This window comes from Microbulbifer sp. ABF4_143 (genome assembly GCF_056160225.1).
Genome location: NZ_JBSWWT010000007.1, coordinates 16,453 through 38,032 on the forward strand (window position 1 = coordinate 16,453; position 21,580 = coordinate 38,032).

The following is a 21,580-nucleotide window of genomic DNA, read 5'->3' on the forward strand; positions in this document are numbered from 1 at the left end:
CGATCAAGCCGCCTCGACCGGGAAGCCCAGGGCTTCGAGACTCTCGATGGCGAGATTCAGAGACTGTATATCCGCCTCGCGGTGCAGCTTCACCTCGCCGAGATAATACTCGAGGCTGATGATCGCATCGGCGAAGATATCCAGCGACTGTTCGATAGCCGGGGCCGCGCTGTGCTGCTCCATCACCGTTTCGACAAAATCCACCAGGCGCTCCACAACCGCGGCGGCGCGGCGCAGGTTCAGGACAATCAGGCCGCCGCGCACCGAGTTGAGGGTGGTGGAGACATTGCGGATATGGCCGTGATCAAATCCGGATTCGGCGTAGGAGGCAAGTGCGCGCTTGATCAGCGACAGGCCGGCTTCCGCCTCCTTCAGCACTGCCACCTCGGCTTCCGCCAGTTGACTGCGCTCCAGCGCCACGTCCGCGTGACCGTACTCGTCAACATCGATACAGGAGGTCTGCCGCAGAGCGCGGATGGTACTGTCGACCATCAATACCTGGCTCGTCAGTTTTTGCAGTGCCGCCTCGGCCACCGAGCCGCCGGCACCTGCGCTGCTGCGGTATTCCTGCACCGCACTGCGCAGGCCTTCGCCGACGCGTTTGAAATTCAACAGCTGCAGGGTGCTGGCGATACGCTGCAGGGTAGCCACCAGGCCGTCCTCTTCATCCAGTGCCGAGGGGCCGATCAGCTCCACGTCGTCCAGCATCCGGCGCACGCCGGAAAGCTCTTCGTCGAGGGCGGCCGCCACCGCGTTGATCGCGGTGGCGCCGGGGCCGCCGAGGCTGGCGCGCTCGCGCTCCAGCTCCGCCTCGCTGTAGCCCAGCGGGCGGGCGGAGAAGGCTTCGAGCACCCTGGCGCCCTGGCCGCCGGGAGCCGACAGCGCCAGCCAGTAGAGGCACTCCTTGATCAGCACCGGCGGCGCAGGCTGATCCAGCGCCGCATCGCCCTCCTTCTGCAGCACCCGCAGCCGGCGGTCGAACATGCTGAACACCATGACCCGGGAGCGGTTGACGTGCATTTCCCGGGCCGCCATGCCCCCGAGCGCGGCACCCGCGACCGCCCACAAACGCCCGTTGGGGCGACCCGCCGAAATACTGGCGACACGCTGCAGGGCCCGCGCCATCATCGTATAGGCGGGCTTGCAGGGCTTCCCTTTCAGCAGCGCGAGCAGTCCCACCTGATACATATGGCGGAAGCGGCGCACGAAATTGCGCAGATCCTCCGACATCACCGCGGAGGACACCGCACCGGGCACATTCGCATCCAGGCGGCAGCGGAAGAAGTGACTCTCGGGAACCGGAGGCTGGGAGCGGGCGCTGCGCAGGTTGTTGATATAGGGGATCAGCAGTTCCGGGCGCGCGGTACCGCGATTCTGCACAAAGTCGAGATAGCGGGTCAGTACATAGAAGCCAGTCCCGAGCCCCTCCATCAGTTCGGAAGTCGCCTCCTGGCGCCCCTCGTGTATCTCCGCCAGGGTGTTGAGCATCTCCTGGGCCAGCAGTTCGCCCGCGTGCAGCTGCACCATCTGCAGAACACCGCCGACCTGGCGCAGGGCGGCCAGGCACTGCGCCAGCGACTGCTTGTTGTTTTCATCCGCTGCGAACTGGTCCAGGTGGGCAGCCGCGCTGTCCACGGCCGCCACCAACTCGTCCTTGACCATGTTGACGGAGGTGATATTGATATCGCGCAATTCAGTCACTGACTACACCGCTGCACTTTGTCCGTTGTACAAATCTCGATCAAAAAAAATATGTTTTGGTCGAGAAAGGGGCAATTTATACCAAACCGGCACAGAGTCCACCTTTCCATCGACAATTTCCACCGAACAATCGACAAAACCGCCGGCGGAGAGCGGCAAGTGGCAGAATCACTTGATTTTTTTCCCAAACTGAGTAGCGTTTGGCAGATTCGCCCTCCTCAAATTGGGGGTTGCGCGCGTCGAGCCGGGTGCGGAAACTAGGGAACCTCTGAATAAGTCCGTAATGTCTCTGCGGCCTTCAGGCCCCGCCCTTCGGGGCTTTCAGAGCGATTCACACTCTGCGTTGTGACTTCTTGAAAGGTCTAGACATTCCTGCGAAGCCGCGCCTTGATTGTGAACCGCTCTGAAAGCCAGAGACATCACGGACTTATTCAGAGGTTCCCTCTAGCGCTATCCGGCTCCCAGCAAGGCCCGCCATGGGCTCCTCGAAGTCCGGGACGCCTTACAGCCAACCAAGGAAGTAATAGATGAATACCTACAATAACGCCCTCACCGCTTCCGGCAGCGGCTTCGGTCGGGCCTTTATCGACAACTTTCTCGGCGAGGCACCGGACTGGTACAAGCTGACCATAGGTGCTTTTTTGATCATCAACCCGCTGCTGCTCTACATCAGCGGCCCCTTCGTGACCGGCTGGGTACTGATCGGGGAGTTTATTTTCACTCTGGCCATGGCTCTCAAGTGCTACCCGCTGCAGCCGGGCGGCCTGCTGGCCATAGAGGCGGTACTGCTGGGCATGACCAGCACCGATGCCGTCTACCACGAAGTGGTCGAAAACATTGAGGTGCTGCTGCTGCTGATGTTTATGGTGGCCGGCATCTACTTTATGAAGAGCCTGCTGCTGTTCGTATTCACCAAGATACTGATCAACGTCAATTCCAAGACACTGCTGTCGCTGCTGTTCTGCGCGGTGGCGGCGGTGCTGTCGGCCTTTCTCGACGCGCTGACAGTGACCGCGGTTCTTATCGCCGTCGCCGTCGGCTTTTACACCGTCTATCACCGCGTGGCCTCGAATCAGCCGCACCACCACACGCACGACCACTCCAACGACGATCACGTAGTGGAGTATCACCGCGAGGACCTGGACCAGTTCCGCGCCTATCTTCGCAGCCTGATCATGCACGGCGCCGTCGGCACCGCGCTGGGCGGCGTCTGCACCCTGGTGGGGGAACCGCAGAACCTGCTGATCGCGGAAAAGGCCGGCTGGGAGTTTGTGCAGTTCTTCCTGAACATGGCCCCGGTCACCATCCCCACCTTCTTCGCCGGTCTCGCGACCTGTGTCTTTCTGGAGAAGAGCGGCATCTGCGGCTACGGTGCCAAGCTGCCCAGCGCGGTGCGCGAAGTGCTGGTGAACTTCTCCCGCGAGGAGGAGCAGAAGCGCACCCCGAGAGACGTGGCCGAACTCTGGATCCAGGGCACAGTGGCGATTCTGTTGGTACTGGCGCTGGCGTTTCACGTGGCCGAGGTGGGCATTATCGGCCTGATGATCATAGTGCTGCTGACGGCGTTCAACGGCGTGATCCAGGAGGCCCGTATTGGCCATGCGTTCGAGGAGGCCCTGCCGTTCACCGCACTGCTGGTGGTCTTCTTCGCCATAGTGGCGGTGATCCACCAACAGCACCTGTTCGAGCCCGTCACCAACTTTGTGCTCGGGCTCGAACCCTCGCAACAGCCGGGGATGCTTTTTCTCGCCAACGGTATCCTGTCGATGATTAGCGATAACGTCTTCGTGGCGACCGTGTATATCAACGAGGTGAAGGCCGCACTGACCGCCGGCGATATCACCCGCGAGCATTTCGACAAGCTCGCCATCGCGATCAACACCGGCACCAACCTGCCGAGCGTGGCAACCCCCAACGGCCAGGCGGCCTTCCTGTTCCTGCTGACCTCGGCGCTGGCGCCACTGATCCGCCTGTCCTACGGCCGCATGGTGCTGATGGCCCTGCCCTACACGCTGGTACTCAGCGCGGTGGCAATGATCTGCGTGGTTTACGCCATCTGATTCAATGCGGACAAATCTGCCGAAGCAGATTTGTCCGCGTTACCAGAAGTGCTTGCCCGCAGACTTCTCCAGCAGCGCCAGCATCGACTGGTGCGCCTCCACCTCTTCGGCACTCGCCTGCACTACCGATAGCGGCGCGCGATCCGCAGACAGGCGGCGGATCGCGCCCGGTGTGGCATCGCGCCGCTGCCCGTCCGCCTCTTCGCCGGATTGCTGATCGCCCCCCTGGGCCAGGGCCAGATCCGTCTGACCGCCGGTCATCATCAGGTAGACGTCGGCGAGAATCTCCGCATCCAGCAGGGCCCCGTGCAGGTCGCGCTGGGAGTTGTCGACGAAATAGCGCTTACACAGCGCATCCAGGTTGTTTTTCTGCCCCGGGTGCTTCTCCCTGGCCAGGGCCAGGGTATCCAGCACGCTGCAGTGCGCGGCGACGCTCTGCCAGCGCGGGCTGCCGAGCAGTTTCAGTTCCCAGTCGATAAAACCAACGTCGAAGGGCGCGTTGTGGATGACCAGCTCGGCGCCCTCGCAGAAGGTCATAAAGTCATCGGCGATCTGTGCGAAGACCGGCTTGTCCTGCAGGAACTCGTTGGTGATGCCGTGCACCTCGATAGCGCCGTCGTCCACCTGCCGCTCGGGGTTGATGTACTGGTGGTAGTGGCGCCCGGTCAGCTTGCGGTTGACCAGTTCGACACAGCCGATTTCGATGATGCGGTGCCCGCTCTTCGGGTCCAGGCCCGTGGTTTCCGTATCCAGTACCACTTGACGCATATTCAGCTCCCCTTCAACTCGTCTATACCGCGGTTGGCCAACTGATCCGCCCGCTCATTGCCGGGATGGCCGGCGTGCCCCTTGACCCAGTGCCAGTGCACCTCGTGGCCGGCGATGCTTTCGTCCAGCGCCCGCCACAGATCGGCGTTCTTCACCGGCTTCTTGTTCGCGGTCTTCCAGCCGTTCCGCTTCCAGTTGTTGATCCAGTTGGTGATACCCTGGCGCAGGTACTGGGAGTCGGTGTGCAGGTCGACGCGGCAGGGCTGCTTGAGCGCGCCCAGCGCCTTGATGGCGGCCAGCAGTTCCATGCGATTGTTAGTGGTATGAGGCTCGCCGCCAAACAGTTCTTTTTCCGCATCGCCGTGTACCAGCAATGCGCCCCAGCCCCCCGGCCCGGGGTTACCGCGGCAAGCGCCGTCGGTATAAATGGTCACTTGTTTCAAAATTGAATGCTTGTCTGTTGGTGCCGAGATATCCCGGCGACGGCCGGGTATCAGCGCTTGTGATGACGTCCGCGCGCCGCGACGCGCGAACTCGACGGCACGGCGGTCAATGCGGGGTTCCGCTCGCCGCGCCAGTTGATCTTGATGGTGCGCATGCGCGCCACTTCTTTGCGCGCGACTATGATGTAAAAGCCCCCCCAAGGCAAGCGCCAGCGGGCGCCGAGCCTCTCCATCCAGGCGGTCTTGGTCAGCAGCTCACGCTGCTGCAGCGGCAGGCGGAAGAAGCCCCGCTCCAGGGTCGCGGCCTGTAAGTCGAGCAGGTTCATCCAGTCCGCCAGCCGCGCCGCGCGCAGCTGGTTGCCGCGCTGGTGGGCCCCACCGGAAAACAACAGACGCGACAGCCCCAACAGGGAAAAGGGGTTGAAGCCGATCAGCAGCAGGTGGCCACCGGGTATCAATATCCGCGCCGCCTCGCGCAGCACCTGGTGCGGATGACTGGCAAAGTCGAGCAGGTGGTGCAACAGCACCACGTCGATCGACTCCGATGGCAGCGGCAGCTGCTCGAATTCCACCAGTGCCGCACCGCTCTGCTCGCGGCAGGGGCTGAGGCGAAAACGGTGGTTGATGCGGCTGCAGGCCGCAAAGTCCACGGCACTGGTCACCCCCGCCTGCATCAGGTGATAGCCGAACAGTCCCTCCACCAGGGGCTGTGTCAGCGCCAGCTGCTGGGACAGTATCTCCTCCCCCAGCGGGCTGGCAAACCAGCGCGACAGGGCCGGGCAGGACTGCTGCAGCGAGGGTATCTCGGTACGCCGCCCCAATAGGGACTTCTTTGCCATGGCTTCTCCGACCGGTTGCGAGTCCGTGTCAATCCGATTCTATCGATATCGCGCCCTGCGATACCAATGTTTCCGCGTTCACCCCATCAACGCAACGGTTCCATTTCCGAATCGGCGACACCGTAAACGCTGTTCTCAACGCCGCCGCGCCGGCTCGGGCTGTCAACGCGATTCATAGCGGACTACCTTAATGGTATCGTTTTGGGATCTAGCTTAGCGGGCCGCAAACAATGCTCACAATTTCCCCTATCCCAGCCTTCAGCGACAACTATATCTGGCACCTGGAGCGCAATGGCGAACACTGGGTGGTGGACCCCGGCGACGCAACCCCGGTAATCGCGGCACTGGGCAAAGCCCCCCTCGACGGCATTTTGCTCACACACCACCACCTGGACCACACCGGCGGGGTGGCAGAGCTGCGCCGGCGTTACGACTGCCCGGTCTACGGCCCCGGTTCCATCGAAGGCGTCACCGAGCCGCTGGCCGATGGCGACAGGCGCGAGATCCTCGGCGTGCCACTGCGGGTGATGGAGGTGCCCGGCCACACCCTGGACCACCTGGCCCTGCTACTCGAAGAGGAGGGTGACGACGGCAGCCTGCAACGCCATCTCTTCTGTGGCGACACCCTCTTCGCCGCCGGCTGCGGCCGCCTGTTCGAGGGCACACCGGCGCAGATGTACCATTCGCTGGCAAAGCTGAGCGCGCTGCCGCCGGCGACGCGAGTCTACTGCGCCCACGAGTACACCCTGTCCAATCTGCGCTTCGCGAAGGCTGCCGAACCGGGCAATGTCGCCATCCAGAACCGCATCGCGGAAAGCGAGGCACTGAGGGCCGACAACCGCCCGACCCTGCCCTCCACCATCGGCGAAGAGCTGGCCACGAATCCCTTCCTGCGCTGCCATATCCCCGCCGTGGCGCGGCGCGCTGCCAATCACGGTGCCAATGGCGCCGCGGAGGACACGAACGAGGTCGAAGTCTTCGCCAGGCTCCGGCGCTGGAAAGACAATTTCTAACAGCCCACACCGGCGCAAACGCCGCCAAGATGGCGAAGTTGCCGACATTTTGCGCAAAACTTGGCCATTTCGCATTGACCGAAACTAACTGCGCTCTTTAGAATCAGACAATTACAACGAAAAGCTCAGGTGCGACCGAAGATAAGCAGCAAAGCGCACCCCGGGCCTGGAAATTAGAAAAACGACTCGCGGACACCAAGCATGGTTCACAAAAAATTTGCCGTCGCAATCCTGGCAGCGGCAGTCGGGGCCTGCGCGCAGATGCCGGAAAACAGCATCGCGCCGGACAATCGACAGCTGCAGGGGGAGAAGGCCTCCACGGCGGACAGCGCCGAACCCCGCACCCTGAAACCGTCCGAGAAGGCCCTGCCACCGGCGGATATCTGGGAGCGCATGCGCCGGGGTTTCCGCCTCGAACGCCATGCAGACCACCCGAAGGTGCGGGACTATATCGCCTACTTCTCGCGCAACGAGGGCTATATGGCCCGGGTTACCGAGCGCTCGCGCCGCTATATTTTCCACGTGGTGGAGCAGTTGGAGCAGTCCAATATGCCGCTGGAGCTGGCGCTGCTGCCGATCGTCGAGAGCGCCTACGACCCCTTCGCCTACTCCCACGCCCGCGCCTCCGGCATGTGGCAGTTTATTCCCGCTACCGGCCGCTCCTTCGGCCTGCACCAGAACTGGTGGTACGACGGGCGCCGCGACGTACAAGAGTCCACCCGCGCCGCAATCGAGTATTTCAACTACCTGTCCGCGCGTTTCGACGGCGACTGGGAGCTGGCGCTGGCAGCCTACAACGCCGGCGAGGGCACTGTGCGCCGCGCGATCGAGCGCAACCGGCGCCGCGGCCTCGGCACCAGCTTCTGGGACCTGAAACTGCCGCGCGAAACCCAGCGCTACGTACCGCAGCTGCTGGCCCTGGCGGAAGTGGTTTCGCGCCCGGATTACTACCGGGTACCGCTGCACGACGTGGCCAATCAGCCCTACTACACCGCGGTGGATGTGGGCAGCCAGATCGATCTGGCGCAGGCGGCGGAGCTCGCCGATATCGAAATCGAAGAGCTCTACCTGCTGAACCCGGGTTACAACCGCTGGGCCACGGACCCCAATGGTAACCACCGGCTGCTGATACCGGTGGAAAAGCGCGAGACTTTCGAGGCCGCGCTGGCCGAACTGCCGCTGGATCAGCGCGTCACCTGGCAGCGCTATAAGATCGCCCGCGGCGACACCCTGTCCACCATCGCCCGCCGCTACGAGACCACTGTCGCGGCCATCCGCGAAGCCAACAAGCTGCGCGGCAACAATATCCGCGCCGGCAGCACACTGCTGATTCCCAGCGCCTCCGGACCGACGGGCCAATACGCCTACGCCCTGGACCAGCGCGTCAAGCGCCGCCAGTCCTCCGGACAGGGGCGCAAGACCCGCTACACAGTTCGCCCGGGCGACACCCTGTGGGGTATTGCGCGCTCGCTCAACGTCAGCGTGCGCCAACTGGCCAGCTGGAACAGCATGGCCCCCGGCGACACGCTGCGCCCCGGGCGCACCCTGGTCGCCTATGGCGGAAGTTCCGGCAGCGACAGCCGCACGACGCGCAAGCTCTCGTACAAGGTCCGCAGCGGGGACTCCCTGTACCGTATCGCGAATAAATTCCGCATCGACGTGGACGATATTCTGCGCTGGAACAAGATCAGCAAGTCGAACTACCTGCGGCCGGGCCAGCGCCTGACGCTGTTCGTCGACAGTGCCGCAAGCGGCTGAGCCAGATCCGCTCTGCCTTCCCGGCGCGCAACAAAAAACCCGGCCTGAGCCGGGTTTTTTATTCAATGGAAATCGAGCCCCATCAATTCGACCGCTTCATCTCGATATCCGCCTGGCTGGCGAGATAATTCTGTACCGCCGCCAGCTCCGCGCTGCCGTTGACTGATGCCAACTGCTGCATCAGCGCGCGGCGCTGCTCCCGGCTCTGCCGCGACAGATCGCCCGGGCGCACCGCCCTCAGCTTCAGCACCACCTGGTCGCCATCGCTGGTGGCGAAGCTGGTCACCAGATCCCCGCGGGAAGCCGGCGCCTCGAGGGCGAAGGCCTTCTCGATAATTTCACCGCGCTTGCCGAAACCGCCGCGGCGGGTCTTGTCGCTGGTTTCCAGGGTCAGCTGCTCGGACTCGGCCAGTTCGGCGAAGTCGGCACCCGCTTCCAGCCGCTCTTTCAGCGCCTGGGCGCGGCCCGCCAGTTGGGTGCTGGCTTTCTCGCGCTTGAGGCGGTCGACGATCTGCTGCCGGACCTCGTCCAGCGGGTAGATCCCGGCGGGCTTGTGCTCCTTCACCCGCAGAACCACGGAGTGCTCCTCCGTCAGGTTCAGCACGTCCGAGGTGTTGCCATCCTCTTTGACCTCCGGGGAGAAGGCCGCCGCCACCACCTTGTCATTGGCCGCGACACCGGCGCCACCCTGACGGCTGAACAGCTCGCTGGTCTGCAGCGGCACACCCAGCTCCTCGGCCGGGCCGGCCAGGTCGTCGGCGTTGTAGGCCAGATCCGCCAGCCGGCTGACGGCCGCGACGAATTCGCGCTCGGCTTCGGCGTTGCGCAGCTGGGCGGTGATCGCCGCCTTGCGCTCCTCAAAGGTCGGCGGCTCGGCGTCCTCGACTTCGAGAAGCTTGATAAAGTGGGTGCCGCTGTCGGTGGTGACCGGCCCAGAGACCTGCCCCACTTCCAGGGACGCCAGCGCCTCTTCAAACGCCTGCGGGAAGACATCGCCGTCAGTGAAACCCAGGTCGCCGCCCTCATCGCGGGAACCCAGGTCATCGGAGTAGGCCTTGGCCAGGGCCGCGAAGTCCTCGCCGGCGTCCAGCTTCGCCTGCACCTCCGCCAGCTCTTCCTCACTGGGCTCCTCCAGCAGGATATGGGCGGCGCGGCGGCGGATATCGGCGCGGAAATTGGCGACTTCCTGCTCGTACTGGGCGCGCACATCCTGCTCGGAAATATCGATATTGGCGGCAAACAGTTCCGGCTTCAGTTCGATATACTCGATGGCCACCTGCTCCGGGCGCTCGAACTGCTGCTGGTTCTCCCGATAGTACTGCTCCACCTCGCTGTCGCTGACGCTTGTCTCCTCAAGCAGTCCCTGCACCGGCAGCACCGCGTAATCGAAGTCGCGCTCCTCCATGGAAACGGCCACTATCCGCTCGGCGTCGGCCCGCGTCGTAAACGCACTGTCGGTCACCGCATCGGCGTATTGCTGCAGCACCAGATCGCGCTCCATGACCTCGCGGAAGCTGGCGGGGCTGTAGCCCATACGGCGCAGCGCGTCGCGGAACACCTGCGGATCGAAGCGGCCATTGACCTGGAAGCCGGGAATCTGCACCGTCTCCCTGTCTACCACCGCGGCGCTCATCACCATGCCGCTGTCCTGGGCGGCCTGGCGCATCACAGAACTGTTGACCAGCTGTTGCAATACCGGATCGCGCAGCTGTTCGTCACTCAACAGGTCGGCGGGTACGTTTTCCCCGTATTGACTCATGATCAGGTTGCGGCGGTTCTGAATCGCGCGCTGCAAATCCAGGTTGCTGATCTTCTCACCGTTGACCTCGGCCACGGTATCCGCGGCACCGCCACTCGCGCCGGTGAAAAAATCAATTCCCCCAATGACCATAATGAAACCGAAAAAGCCCGCGACGATGACCGCCGCCGTGCCTTTCAGGTTGTCTCGCATGGACTGAAGCATACTCAGCTCCGAAAAATTAACTCTAGGACGTGTTTATAAATCTACTGCGCGTGCACCTGGCCACGCCCGGAAAAACTCGCAAACCTGTGTACTGAGATACATCCAGGCTGCTGCGCTCCGGCGGCCGGCACCAGCCACCCGCTCGCTACGATTTTTTAATGGGTCCGTAACTGGCAGATACAAAAAAGGCGCATCCAAGCGATACGCCTCTTTGAAGCTTCGACTTTAGTGAGGCTTCTTAATTTACAGCATCCTTCAGGGCTTTGCCGGCCTTGAAGCTCGGGATTTTTGCCGCCGAGATTTCGATCGGGTCACCGGTGCGCGGATTGCGGCCGGTGCGCGCGGCACGCTCTTTAACGGCGAAAGTACCGAAACCTACCAGCGCAACCTGATCGCCCTTTTTCAGAGCGCCAGTGATGCTTTCTACCATTGCGTCCAGAGCACGACCGGCCGCAGCTTTCGGAATATCTGCAGATGCGGCAATCGCTTCAATCAGTTCGGACTTATTCACGCTTAATCCCTCTGTTCTTTTCTAGGTATGTTTTGAGCGCCCGCTTCCGGGGCACTGCTGCATTCGAGTCTTCCATCGCCGGCAATTTGGGCGCCGGTCAATAAGCCCCGTTTTATACCAACTGCCCAGTAGTGGGTCAAGGAACCATGCGGGTTTCCGGGCAGTTGGACGATTCTTCGGCAGCTTTTCGCCACCGGCAGATTATTTTTTAGCCTAAGGAACTCCGGGGCCGGTCGACCCGGCCCCAGGCACACCTCAGTGGGTCTGCACAGAGCGCTGCGAGCGCTCTTCGGCCTGCTTTTGCAGCGCCGAGTACTCTTCGTCGGACAGGGACTCCGGCTTGTGCTCCAGTGCCAGCTCCAGCACCTGGTCAATCCATTTGACGGGCTTGATCACCAGGTCCTGAAGGATATTGTCCGGAATATCCTTCAGGTCCCGCTCGTTGTCCGCCGGAATCAATACCGTTTTGATTCCACCGCGATGCGCCGCCAGCAGCTTCTCCTTCAGACCACCGATACGCAAAACTTCTCCGCGCAACGTGATTTCGCCGGTCATGGCCACTTCGGAGCGCACCGGGATATTGGTCAGCACCGAGGCCAGGGCGGTACACATGGCGATACCGGCCGAGGGGCCGTCCTTGGGTGTGGCCCCCTCCGGCACGTGGATGTGAATATCCCGTGTCTCGTTGAAGTCCGGCGCTATGCCGAGGGCCTGGGAGCGCGCGCGCACCACGGTGAGTGCCGCCTGGATGGACTCCTGCATCACGTCACCGAGTGAACCGGTCTTGATCATGCGCCCCTTTCCCGGAACCGCCGACGCTTCGATGCTGAGGAGCTCGCCTCCCACCTCGGTCCAGGCGAGCCCGGTCACCAGGCCGATCTTGTTCTCCTCCTCGGCGCGACCGTAATCGTATTTGCGCACGCCGAGCAGGTCTTCCAGCCGCTCGGGACCGATCACTGCCTTGGCGCTGGAGGATTCGCGCACATGCTCGGTCACCACCTTGCGGCAGATCTTGGCGATTTCCCGATCCAGCCCGCGCACACCCGCCTCGCGGGTGTAGTAGCGCACTATATCGCGCACCGCGTCGTCGGACAGCGACAGTTCGTCCTCTTTCAGGCCGTTGGCCTCGCGCTGTTTCGGCACCAGGTAGCGCTGGGCAATGTTGAGTTTTTCATCCTCGGTATAGCCCGGCAGTCGAATCACTTCCATGCGGTCGAGCAGCGGGCCGGGAATATTCATCGAGTTGGACGTGCACACGAACATCACGTCGGACAAGTCGTAGTCCACTTCCAGGTAGTGGTCGTTGAACGACTTGTTCTGCTCCGGATCGAGCACTTCCAGCAGCGCCGACGCCGGGTCGCCGCGATGATCCATACCCATCTTGTCGACTTCGTCGAGCAGGAAGAGCGGGTTCTTGACCCCGACCTTGGAAATTTTCTGGATCAGCTTGCCGGGCAGTGAGCCGATATAGGTGCGGCGATGGCCGCGGATTTCCGCCTCGTCGCGCACACCGCCCAGCGCCATACGTACATATTTGCGGTTGGTCGCGCGGGCAATGGACTGGCCGAGGGAGGTCTTGCCCACACCGGGCGGCCCCACCAGGCAGAGGATGGGGCCTTTGACTTTCTTGACCCGCTTCTGCACCGCCAGGTATTCGAGGATGCGCTCCTTGACCTCCTCTAGGCCGTAGTGATCCTTCTCGAGTATCTCCTCGGCTTTTTTCAGGTCGTGGCGCACGCGGCTGGCCTTTTTCCACGGCACGCTCAACATCCAATCGATATAACTGCGCAGTACCGATGCCTCCGCCGACATGGGCGACATCATCTTCAGCTTGCTCAGCTCCGCGCGGGTTTTCTTTTCCGCTTCCGCCGTCATGCCGGATTCGGCGATCTTCTTCTCCAGCTCCTCGATTTCGCTCGGCTCTTCACTAATTTCACCCAGCTCTTTCTGAATGGCCTTCATCTGCTCATTCAGGTAGTACTCGCGCTGGCTCTTCTCCATCTGCTTCTTGACCCGGCCGCGGATGCGCTTTTCAACCTGAATCAGGTCGATTTCCGAGTCCATCAGGCCGAGGAGCTGTTCCAGGCGCTCTTTGACACTGGCGGTTTCCAGCAGCTCCTGCTTCTGCGCCAGCTCGAGCGACATGTGGGCGGCGATGGTATCCGCCAGGCGCCCCGGCTCGTCGATACCAGACAGCGAGGTGATCACCTCATTGGGCACCTTCTTGCTGACTGAAACATACTGTTCGAACTGGCTCATCGCCGAGCGCACCAGCGCCTCGGCTTCCGCCTCCGGCAGCTCCTCGGTTTTCATTGGCGACACAGTGGCGCGGTAGTGGCCATCGCCCTCGCTCACTTCGAGGATGTTGACCCGCTGGCTGCCCTCGACCAGCACCTTGACGGTGCCGTCGGGCAGTTTCAGCAATTGCAGTACACTGGCAACGGTGCCCACACGATAGATGTCGTCGGCGCCGGGGTCGTCTTCCGAGGCCTTGCGCTGGGCCACGAGCAGCACCTGCTTGTCGCTGCGCATCGCCTCTTCCAGGGCATCGATGGACTTCTCCCTGCCGACAAACAGCGGAATCACCATATGCGGGTAAACGACAACATCGCGCAATGGCAACAGCGGATATTCTTGGGTGGTGTCGGATGGCTGATCCATAGAACTCCTCTCGGCCCGATCACTGGGGAAAATGGCGCGGCATCAATGCTGCTTTTGTGAACTACAGCTTACTGTTGGCCGCCGCCTGTCAGTTGCTAAAGATTGGGGAGCGGCGACCGGAATACAAGTCTAATCTAACGGTGAATTTGTGCCGAGTCGGTGATGGGCCGCAGATTGCCGCCGGCAGCCCGCCCGATACAGGGCCAGCGGCTGCGGAAGCCCCCGCCGCCGCGCCGGTCTCACAAAAAAAGCCCCATTATGGGGCTTTTTCTAGGGCGGCTTGATAAAAGATAAAGAGCGAGTCTAACCGGGCGAGAGTCACTCCTCGGGGGCCACCTTTTGCGGCTGGGACTCTGTCTCATATACCAGTAGCGGCGCCGATTCACCTTTTATGACCGCCTCGTCAATGACCACCTTGACGACATTGTCGGTGGACGGAATATCGTACATGGTCTCCAGCAACACGGACTCCATGATGGAGCGCAGCCCGCGGGCGCCTGTCTTGCGCTCCATGGCCTTGGCGGCGACTGCGTCCAGCGCGTCCGGGCGGAAATCCAGCTCCACATTCTCCATCTCGAACAGCTTGGCGTACTGCTTGGTCAGCGCGTTGCGCGGCTCGGTCAGGATCTTGACCAGCGCGGCGCGATCCAGCTCTTCCAGAGTCGCGGTGACCGGCAGGCGGCCGACGAACTCGGGGATCAGGCCGTAGCGCACCAGGTCCTCCGGCTCCAGGTCGCGCAACACCTCGCCGAAGTTGCTGTTGCCGTCTTTCGATTTGACCTCGGCGCTGAAGCCGATACCGCCCTTTTCGGAGCGGTCGCGAATCACCTTGTCGAGACCGGCAAAGGCGCCGCCGCAGATAAACAGGATATTCGAGGTGTCCACCTGCAGGAATTCCTGCTGCGGATGCTTGCGCCCGCCCTGGGGCGGAACCGAGGCAACGGTGCCTTCGATCAGCTTCAGCAGCGCCTGCTGCACGCCCTCCCCGGACACATCCCGGGTGATGGACGGGTTGTCTGACTTGCGTGAAATCTTGTCGATTTCATCGATATAGACGATACCCTGCTGGGCCTTCTCGACGTCGTAGTCGCATTTCTGCAACAGCTTCTGGATAATATTTTCCACGTCCTCGCCCACATAACCGGCCTCGGTCAACGTGGTCGCATCGGCGATGGTAAAGGGGACGTTGAGCAGGCGCGCGAGGGTTTCCGCCAGCAGCGTCTTGCCGCTGCCGGTGGGGCCGACCAGCAGGATGTTGGACTTGCTCAGCTCGACGTCTTCCTTACCCTTACCCTTGGCGCTCTTGCTGCGCAGACGCTTGTAGTGGTTGTAGACGGCCACCGCCAGCACCCGCTTGGCGCGCTCCTGGCCGATGACGTATTGGTCGAGAATTTCCGTGATCTCCCGCGGCGTCGGCAGGCGGCCCTCGGGACCTTCCGAGGACTCCTGCACCTCTTCACGGATGATATCGGTACACAGCTCGACGCATTCGTCACAGATAAAAACGGACGGCCCGGCGATCAGCTTGCGCACTTCCTGTTGGCTCTTGCCACAGAAGGAACAGTACAGCAGTTTGCCGTTGTCTTCTCCGCTGCTCTGGTCGGTCATCAATTTACTCCGAGGTCTACGGCCAGCCGGGGGCCCATCGATATTGGCTTCTATTGCAAGATGCTGTCTTTTGGCGGGTTTTTCAAGCCCTTTGTGCGCAGGGGCACCGGAAGCCCCGCCAAAGCCGCCGGTGGCGCCACTAGCGGCTCAACCCTGCGCCAGGGGCGAAGTTATTTTTCCACCGCTTGGCGACGCGAGAGCACATCGTCTACGAGACCGTACTCGCGGGCCTCGTCCGCACTCAGGAAGTGATCCCGCTCGGTGTCCCGCTCGATATCGCTGACGGAGCGGCCGGCGTGGTGGGCCATCAGCTCGTTCAGGCGCTGGCGGATCTTCAGGATCTCCTGCGCGTGGATATGGATATCGCTCGCCTGCCCCTGAGCGCCGCCGCTCGGCTGGTGGATCATCACGCGGGAATTGGGCGTCGCGTAGCGCTTGCCGCTGGCACCGGCGGCGAGCAGGAAGGCGCCCATGCTGCAGGCCTGGCCGATGCACATGGTGCTGACATCGGGCTTGATGAACTGCATGGTGTCGTAGATGGACATCCCCGCCGTCACGGAACCTCCGGGGGAGTTGATATACAGGTGGATATCCTTGTCGGGGTTTTCCGCCTCCAGGAACAGCAGCTGCGCCACCACCAGGTTGGCCATATGGTCTTCCACCGGGCCCACCAGGAAGATCACCCGCTCTTTCAGCAGGCGGGAATAGATATCGAAGGAGCGCTCGCCGCGGGCGGTCTGCTCCACCACCATGGGCACGAGGCCGCTGGCCGAGGGGACAACTGAAGACTGGGGAATATCAAATCGTGCCATAGATACCGTTGCTTCCTTTTGTGGCGTATAAGGCAGGTCAGCGACAGAGCAGCGCATGCTCGAGGCTGAAAATTCGGTCTTTCTGAGCTTAACCGGTCGAGCGCGAGAAAGCCAGCCGGCAAAAAGAGAGGAGAGAGAGGGACGCCCGCGGATCGCGGGCGCCCTCCGAAAGGGCAGACCCGGGCCTTTAGCCCTGTTTCTGGGGCTTGATGACCTCGTCGTAGCTGCTCTTCACTTCTTCGACCTTGGCGGCTTCGAGAACGAAATCCACAACCTGATCTTCCAGCACTACGGACTCGACACCGGACAGCAGCTCGCGGTTGTTGTAGTAGTACTCGACCACCTCTTCCGGCTGCTGATAGGTGGAAGCCAACTCTTCGACCTTCGCCTTGACGCGATCCGCATCCACGGCGATCTTGTTCTGCTTGACGATTTCGCCGACTACCAGCCCCAGCACCACGCGGCGCTTGGCCTGATCCTCGAACATGGCGTCCGGCAGCATCTTCTCAGCGTCTTCCATTTTGATCTGGCCGCCGAACTGCTGCACCATCTGGCCGCGCAGGGCGCGAACCTCACCGGCAACCAGTGCCGAGGGCAGCTCTACCTGATGCTTCTCGAACAACTGGTCCATGACCTGGGTCTTGACCTTGTTCAGCGCCGCATTCTTCAGCTCGCGCTCCATATTGCTGCGCACTTCCTGGCGGAACTTCTCTTCACCGCCCTCTTCCACGCCGTAAGTCTTGAAGAACTCCTCGTCCAGCTCCGGCAGCTCCGGCTTTTCGGACGCGGTGACCTTGATGGTGAAAGTTACAGCGGCGCCGCGCAGCTCTTCGGCCTGATAGTCTTCCGGGAAGGTGACATCGACGTCTTTCTCCTCGCCCGGCTTCATGCCCAGAATGCCGTCTTCAAAGCCCGGGATCATCTGGCCGGAACCCAGCACCAACTTCTGACCTTCGGCCTTGCCGCCCTCGAATTCCTCGCCGTCCTTGCGGCCGACGAAATCGATGGTCACGCGGTCACCCTTCTGCGCCTTGCGCTTGGTGTCCTTCCAGGTCTGCTGCTGTTTGCGCAACACGTCGATCATGTCGTCGACGTCTTTGTCAGTCACCTCGGCCACCGGGCGCTCGACTTTGATTTCTGACAGGTCCGCCAGCTCGACCTCGGGGTAAACCTCGAAGGTGGCGACATACTCGAGGTTTTCGCCGGGCGCAGTCTGCTTGGCTTCGATGCTCGGCTGACCGGCGGGCTTGAGTTGTTCCTTCTGTACCGCCTCGTAGAAAGAGCGGCTCATCACCTCTCCCAGCACTTCCTGGCGCACGCCGGCACCAAAGCGCTGACGCACCACTTTCAGCGGCACCTTGCCCTTGCGGAAGCCGTTTACACGGACATTCTTGGCGGCCTGCTGAAGGCGCTTGTCCACTTCCTGATCGACGACTTCTGCCGGCAAATTAACCGTTAAACGACGCTCCAGGCCGGAAGTTGTTTCGATGGAAACCTGCATGTTCATCCTCGTGAGACTATCTCTTTTATCGCGCCACAGCGCCAACTTATACCGGGGGCGCCGGGACTCTGCCGGCCGACCGCCTGTTTTATGGCGTCTGTATCGGAATTGCTCGACAACTACCGACCGACGCCAAATACAAACAGCCCGCACCCACCCGTCTGGGCAGGCGATGCGGACTGCACAAATCTTTGATTGGTGGGGACGGGGAGACTTGAACTCCCACACCTTGCGGCACCAGAACCTAAATCTGGCGTGTCTACCAATTCCACCACGTCCCCGGAATCACCCTCGGCGCTAACTCATTGATATTCCTGCAATTTAGCGCAAAAACATCGGGTCCCGGCGACGAGGGGAGCAGATTGTGCCACAGGCGCTGGGGGGCTTCAACAAAATGCCTTTTGAGGCTGCCCGCTGGCGCGGGCCAGCACGCACTTTGAGGCGGCACTGCTGCCGGGATTCGTTTGCGGGACTGTCTGCGAGAGGGACCTCGCAGACAGTCCCCATGGACGGGTTCACGGCGTGAACCACAGACGAACCCCGCTAGCGGGGCCGTCGCGCCCGGAAACAGGCTTAAACCCGCTCGACGATGGTGGTAATGCCCTGCCCCAGGCCGATACACATGGTGGAGACACCCAGGTCGCCCCCCTCGTTCTGCATCACGGACAGCAGGGTACCGGTGATACGCACGCCGGAACAGCCGAAGGGGTGCCCCAGGGCGATGGCGCCGCCGTAGAGGTTCACCTTTTCGTCCATCTTGTCGAGCAGCTGCAGGTCCTTCAGCACCGGCAGCGCCTGGGCGGCGAAGGCCTCGTTCAGTTCCACCTTGTCGATATCGTCGATGGTGAGACCGGCGTTTTTCAGCGCCTTCTGGGTGGAGGGCACCGGGCCGTAACCCATGATGGACGGGTCCACGCCGGCCAGCGCCATCTCGCGCACCTTGGCGATGGGCGTCAGACCCAGGGATTGGGCGCGCTCGGCGGACATGATCAGCATCACCGAAGCGCCGTCGGTGATCTGCGAGGAAGTGCCCGCAGTGACCTGGCCGTGCTTCGGATCGAAGGCCGGCTTCAGCTGCGCCAGCGCCTCGACGGTGGTGTCCGGGCGGATGGTCTGGTCGGTTTCCACCAGGAAAGGCACGCCGTCTTCGTCGTGCCCCTCGATCGCAATGATCTCCTTGTTGAACTTGCCCGCCTCGGTGGCCGCGGCGGCGCGCTGGTGCGAGCGCGCGCCGAACTCGTCCATCTGCTGGCGCTGGATGCCGTGCATCATCGCCAGGTACTCGGCGGTCATGCCCATGGAACCCGCGGCCTTGGCCATATTGCGGCCCAGCATCGGATTGGGGCTCACGTGCTCCATCATGTTCAGGTGGCCCATATGCTCGACACCGCCCACGACATAGACGTCACCGATACCGGCGCGGATATTGGCGGCGGCGGTGTGCAGCGCGGACATGGAGGAGCCGCACAGGCGGTTGACCGTCTGCGCCGGAATGGTGTGCGGCAGGCCGGCGCGCAGCAGAATGAAGCGCGCCACGTTGAAGCCCTGCTCGTCGCGCTGCATCACGCAGCCCCAGATCAGGTCGTCGATCTCGGCCGGATCCAGCTTGTCGTTGCGCTGCAGGAATTTCTTCAGCAGTTCCGCGGACATGTCGTCGGCGCGCACATTGCGGTAGACACCGTTCTTGGAACGCCCCATGGCCGTGCGCGCATAGTCGACGATTACGGCATCTCTAGGATTCAGACTCATTGCAATACTCCTCACTTGTCGCCGTAGTAGGTTTTGCCGCCGGCGGCCATTTCACGCATGCGCTCGGTGGGCTTGTACAGCTCGCCCAGGTCGGCGTACTTGTCGGCAATTTTCACGAACTCGTCCAGGCCGATGCTGTCCAGCCAGGCGAAGATGCCGCCGCGGAAGGGCGGGAAGCCGATACCGTAGATCAGCGCCATATCCGCCTCGGCGGGCGAATCGACGATCCCCTCTTCCAGGCAACGCGCCAGTTCGGTGGCCATGGGCACCATCATGCGCTCGATAATTTCGTCTTTTTCGAATTCGCGGCGCTCCGCCACATGGGGCTTCAGCAGCTCGTAGGACTCCTCGGTGACAACCTTCTTCGGCCGCCCCTTCTTGTCCTCTTCGTAGTTGTAGAAGCCCTTGCCGTTCTTCTGGCCGTAGCGGCCCGCTTCGTACATCACATCGGAAGCCGCCTTGAAGGTCTTGCCCATGCGATCCGGGAAACCCTCGGCCATGACTTTTTCCGCGTGCACGCCGGTGTCGATACCGACCACGTCCATCAGGTAAGCCGGACCCATCGGCCAGCCCCAGCGCTCCATAATCTTGTCGACCTGCTGGAAGTCGGCGCCGTCGCGCACCAGCATCGCGAAGCCGGCGAAGTACGGGAAGAGCACCCGGTTGACTAGGAAGCCGGGGCAGTCGCGCACCACGATGGCCTTCTTGCCCATCTTGTTCGCGTAGGCCACGACGCGGGCGACCGCATTGTCGGAGGTTTTCTCACCGCGAATCACCTCAACCAACGGCATCTTGTGCACCGGGTTGAAGAAGTGCATGCCGAGGAAGTTCTCCGGGCGCGCCAGCGGCTCCGCCAGGTAATCGATAGAGATGGTAGAAGTGTTGGAGGCGATGACCGTGTCTTCGCTCACCTTGGACTCCACCTCTTTTAACACCGCGTGCTTCACCTTCGGGTTTTCCACCACGGCCTCGACCACCACGTCGACATTGTCGAAGCCGTCGTAGCTCAGCGTCGGCTCGATGCGGTTCAACACCTCGCCCATCTTGGCCGGCGTCAGACGCCCGCGCTCGACCAGTTTGGTCAGCAGCTTGTTGGCCTCTTTCAGGCCCAGATCGATACCCTCCTGGGCGATATCCTTCATCTTGATCGGCGTGCCTTTGTAGGCGGACTGGTAGGCGATACCGCCACCCATGATTCCGGCACCCAATACGGCGGCGCGCTCGATTTTCTTGTCGGCTTTCTTTTCCCAGCTCTTGGCCACCTTGCCGATCGCCTGATCCTTCAGGAACAGGCCGACCAGGGATTTGGCGGTTTCAGTCTGCGCACAGAAAATGAACTGTTCCTGCTCGATCTTCAGCGCCTCGTCACGGCCGAGCTTGTAGCCCTGTTCGATGGAGGTCACCGCCGCTACCGGGGACGGGTAGTTCTTGCCCGCCTGCTGGCCGACAAATGCCTTGGTGGTGAAGAAGGCCATCAGGGCTTCGGTGTCGTTCAGCGGAATCGGGGACTTCTTGATCTCGCGGCGGGCCTTGAAATCCAGCTCGCCGTCAATGGCGCGACCGAGCAGTTTCAGGGCGGCCTCTTTCAGCTTGTCGGCGGGCACCACTGCATCCACCGCGTGCGCGGTCAGCGCAGCATCCGGACGCTGCTCCTTGCCGGCGGCAATCCACTCGGCGGCCACATCCACACCGACAAGGCGCGGCAGGCGAACGGTGCCGCCCCAGCCCGGGATCAGGCCCAGCTTCACTTCCGGCAGCCCCACCTTGGCCTGGTCGCTCATCACACGGAAGTCGCAGCCCAGACATACTTCGAAACCGCCGCCGAGGGCGTAACCGTTGATGGCAACAACAGTGGGAACCGGCAGATCTTCGAGGCGGTTGATATTTTCATTGTTCTTGTTCATCAGCTCCGCGATGCCCTCAGGGCCGGCGGAGAAGGCGCCGCCGAACTCGGTGATATCGGCGCCGACGATAAATACTCCCTTGCCGCTGGTAAGCAGCACACCTTTGACACCGTCCGCCGCTTCGATGGCGTCCAGCGCCTGGGAAAACTCAGAAACTGTCTGGCGATTGAACTTGTTGACGGATTCGCCCTGCAGGTCGAATTTGAGCTCGGCGATACCGTTGTCCAGCATCTGCACTGTGAGCGCTTTGCCATTAAATAACATTGATTGACCTCTTTTATTCGGGGCC

General features: G+C 62.1%; 15 protein-coding genes and 1 tRNA gene. 3 read left to right on the forward strand and 13 right to left on the reverse strand.

Features of this window, described 5'->3' with window-relative positions:
- Window positions 1–3: 3 nt before the first annotated feature.
- A complete protein-coding gene (locus ACXAF3_RS07050) occupies window positions 4–1,701 on the reverse strand; it encodes a FimL-related protein (RefSeq protein WP_475111589.1) in 1,698 nt (565 codons plus the stop codon).
- Window positions 1,702–2,228: 527 nt separating this feature from the next.
- On the opposite strand from ACXAF3_RS07050, the gene nhaB reads away from it, so the two are divergent.
- Window positions 2,229–3,761 (forward strand): sodium/proton antiporter NhaB, encoded by a 1,533-nt coding sequence (nhaB, locus tag ACXAF3_RS07055; protein WP_475111590.1) that lies wholly within the window; start codon window positions 2,229–2,231, stop codon window positions 3,759–3,761.
- A gap of 39 nt (window positions 3,762–3,800) precedes the next feature.
- Here nhaB and dnaQ read toward each other — a convergent pair whose 3' ends face one another.
- The 3 genes from dnaQ to ACXAF3_RS07070 are packed head-to-tail and all read right to left on the reverse strand — an operon-like array spanning window position 3,801 to window position 5,811.
- The gene (gene dnaQ, locus ACXAF3_RS07060) at window positions 3,801–4,529 is read right to left on the reverse strand and encodes a DNA polymerase III subunit epsilon (RefSeq protein WP_475111591.1); all 729 of its coding nucleotides are present in this window, start codon (window positions 4,527–4,529) and stop codon (window positions 3,801–3,803) included.
- Between the two features lie 2 nt (window positions 4,530–4,531).
- Window positions 4,532–4,972, reverse strand: coding sequence for a ribonuclease HI (gene rnhA, locus ACXAF3_RS07065; protein WP_475111592.1), 441 nt, complete (start codon window positions 4,970–4,972; stop codon window positions 4,532–4,534).
- Window positions 4,973–5,022: 50 nt separating this feature from the next.
- Window positions 5,023–5,811 (reverse strand): class I SAM-dependent methyltransferase, encoded by a 789-nt coding sequence (locus ACXAF3_RS07070; RefSeq protein WP_475111593.1) that lies wholly within the window; start codon window positions 5,809–5,811, stop codon window positions 5,023–5,025.
- A gap of 230 nt (window positions 5,812–6,041) precedes the next feature.
- Here ACXAF3_RS07070 and gloB point away from each other — a divergent pair, with 230 nt between their 5' ends.
- Window positions 6,042–6,824: a hydroxyacylglutathione hydrolase gene (gloB, locus tag ACXAF3_RS07075; RefSeq protein WP_475111594.1), complete on the forward strand. Its 783-nt coding sequence runs from the start codon at window positions 6,042–6,044 to the stop codon at window positions 6,822–6,824.
- 201 nt (window positions 6,825–7,025) lie between these two features.
- Complete coding sequence (locus tag ACXAF3_RS07080; protein WP_475111595.1) at window positions 7,026–8,582, forward strand: LysM peptidoglycan-binding domain-containing protein; 1,557 nt, start codon at window positions 7,026–7,028, stop codon at window positions 8,580–8,582.
- Between the two features lie 82 nt (window positions 8,583–8,664).
- Here the strand turns inward: ACXAF3_RS07080 and ACXAF3_RS07085 are convergent, their stop codons facing one another.
- From ACXAF3_RS07085 to fadB, 9 genes are all read right to left on the reverse strand, one after another.
- Complete coding sequence (locus tag ACXAF3_RS07085; RefSeq protein ID WP_475111596.1) at window positions 8,665–10,545, reverse strand: SurA N-terminal domain-containing protein; 1,881 nt, start codon at window positions 10,543–10,545, stop codon at window positions 8,665–8,667.
- 238 nt (window positions 10,546–10,783) lie between these two features.
- Window positions 10,784–11,056 (reverse strand): HU family DNA-binding protein, encoded by a 273-nt coding sequence (locus tag ACXAF3_RS07090; RefSeq protein WP_475111597.1) that lies wholly within the window; start codon window positions 11,054–11,056, stop codon window positions 10,784–10,786.
- 255 nt (window positions 11,057–11,311) lie between these two features.
- Window positions 11,312–13,717, reverse strand: a complete 2,406-nt coding sequence (gene lon / locus ACXAF3_RS07095) for an endopeptidase La (protein ID WP_475111598.1) — start codon at window positions 13,715–13,717, stop codon at window positions 11,312–11,314.
- A 318-nt stretch (window positions 13,718–14,035) separates the two neighbouring features.
- The gene (clpX, locus tag ACXAF3_RS07100; RefSeq protein ID WP_475111599.1) at window positions 14,036–15,325 is read right to left on the reverse strand and encodes an ATP-dependent Clp protease ATP-binding subunit ClpX; all 1,290 of its coding nucleotides are present in this window, start codon (window positions 15,323–15,325) and stop codon (window positions 14,036–14,038) included.
- A 170-nt stretch (window positions 15,326–15,495) separates the two neighbouring features.
- Window positions 15,496–16,137: an ATP-dependent Clp endopeptidase proteolytic subunit ClpP gene (clpP, locus tag ACXAF3_RS07105; RefSeq protein WP_475111600.1), complete on the reverse strand. Its 642-nt coding sequence runs from the start codon at window positions 16,135–16,137 to the stop codon at window positions 15,496–15,498.
- A 187-nt stretch (window positions 16,138–16,324) separates the two neighbouring features.
- Complete coding sequence (gene tig / locus ACXAF3_RS07110) at window positions 16,325–17,638, reverse strand: trigger factor (RefSeq protein ID WP_475111601.1); 1,314 nt, start codon at window positions 17,636–17,638, stop codon at window positions 16,325–16,327.
- A gap of 196 nt (window positions 17,639–17,834) precedes the next feature.
- Window positions 17,835–17,919: transfer RNA gene (locus ACXAF3_RS07115), tRNA-Leu, on the reverse strand.
- A gap of 292 nt (window positions 17,920–18,211) precedes the next feature.
- On the reverse strand, window positions 18,212–19,387 hold the full coding sequence (gene fadA / locus ACXAF3_RS07120; RefSeq protein ID WP_475111602.1) for an acetyl-CoA C-acyltransferase FadA: 1,176 nt from the start codon (window positions 19,385–19,387) through the stop codon (window positions 18,212–18,214).
- 11 nt (window positions 19,388–19,398) lie between these two features.
- The gene (fadB, locus tag ACXAF3_RS07125) at window positions 19,399–21,555 is read right to left on the reverse strand and encodes a fatty acid oxidation complex subunit alpha FadB (protein ID WP_475111603.1); all 2,157 of its coding nucleotides are present in this window, start codon (window positions 21,553–21,555) and stop codon (window positions 19,399–19,401) included.
- Window positions 21,556–21,580 lie beyond the last annotated feature (25 nt).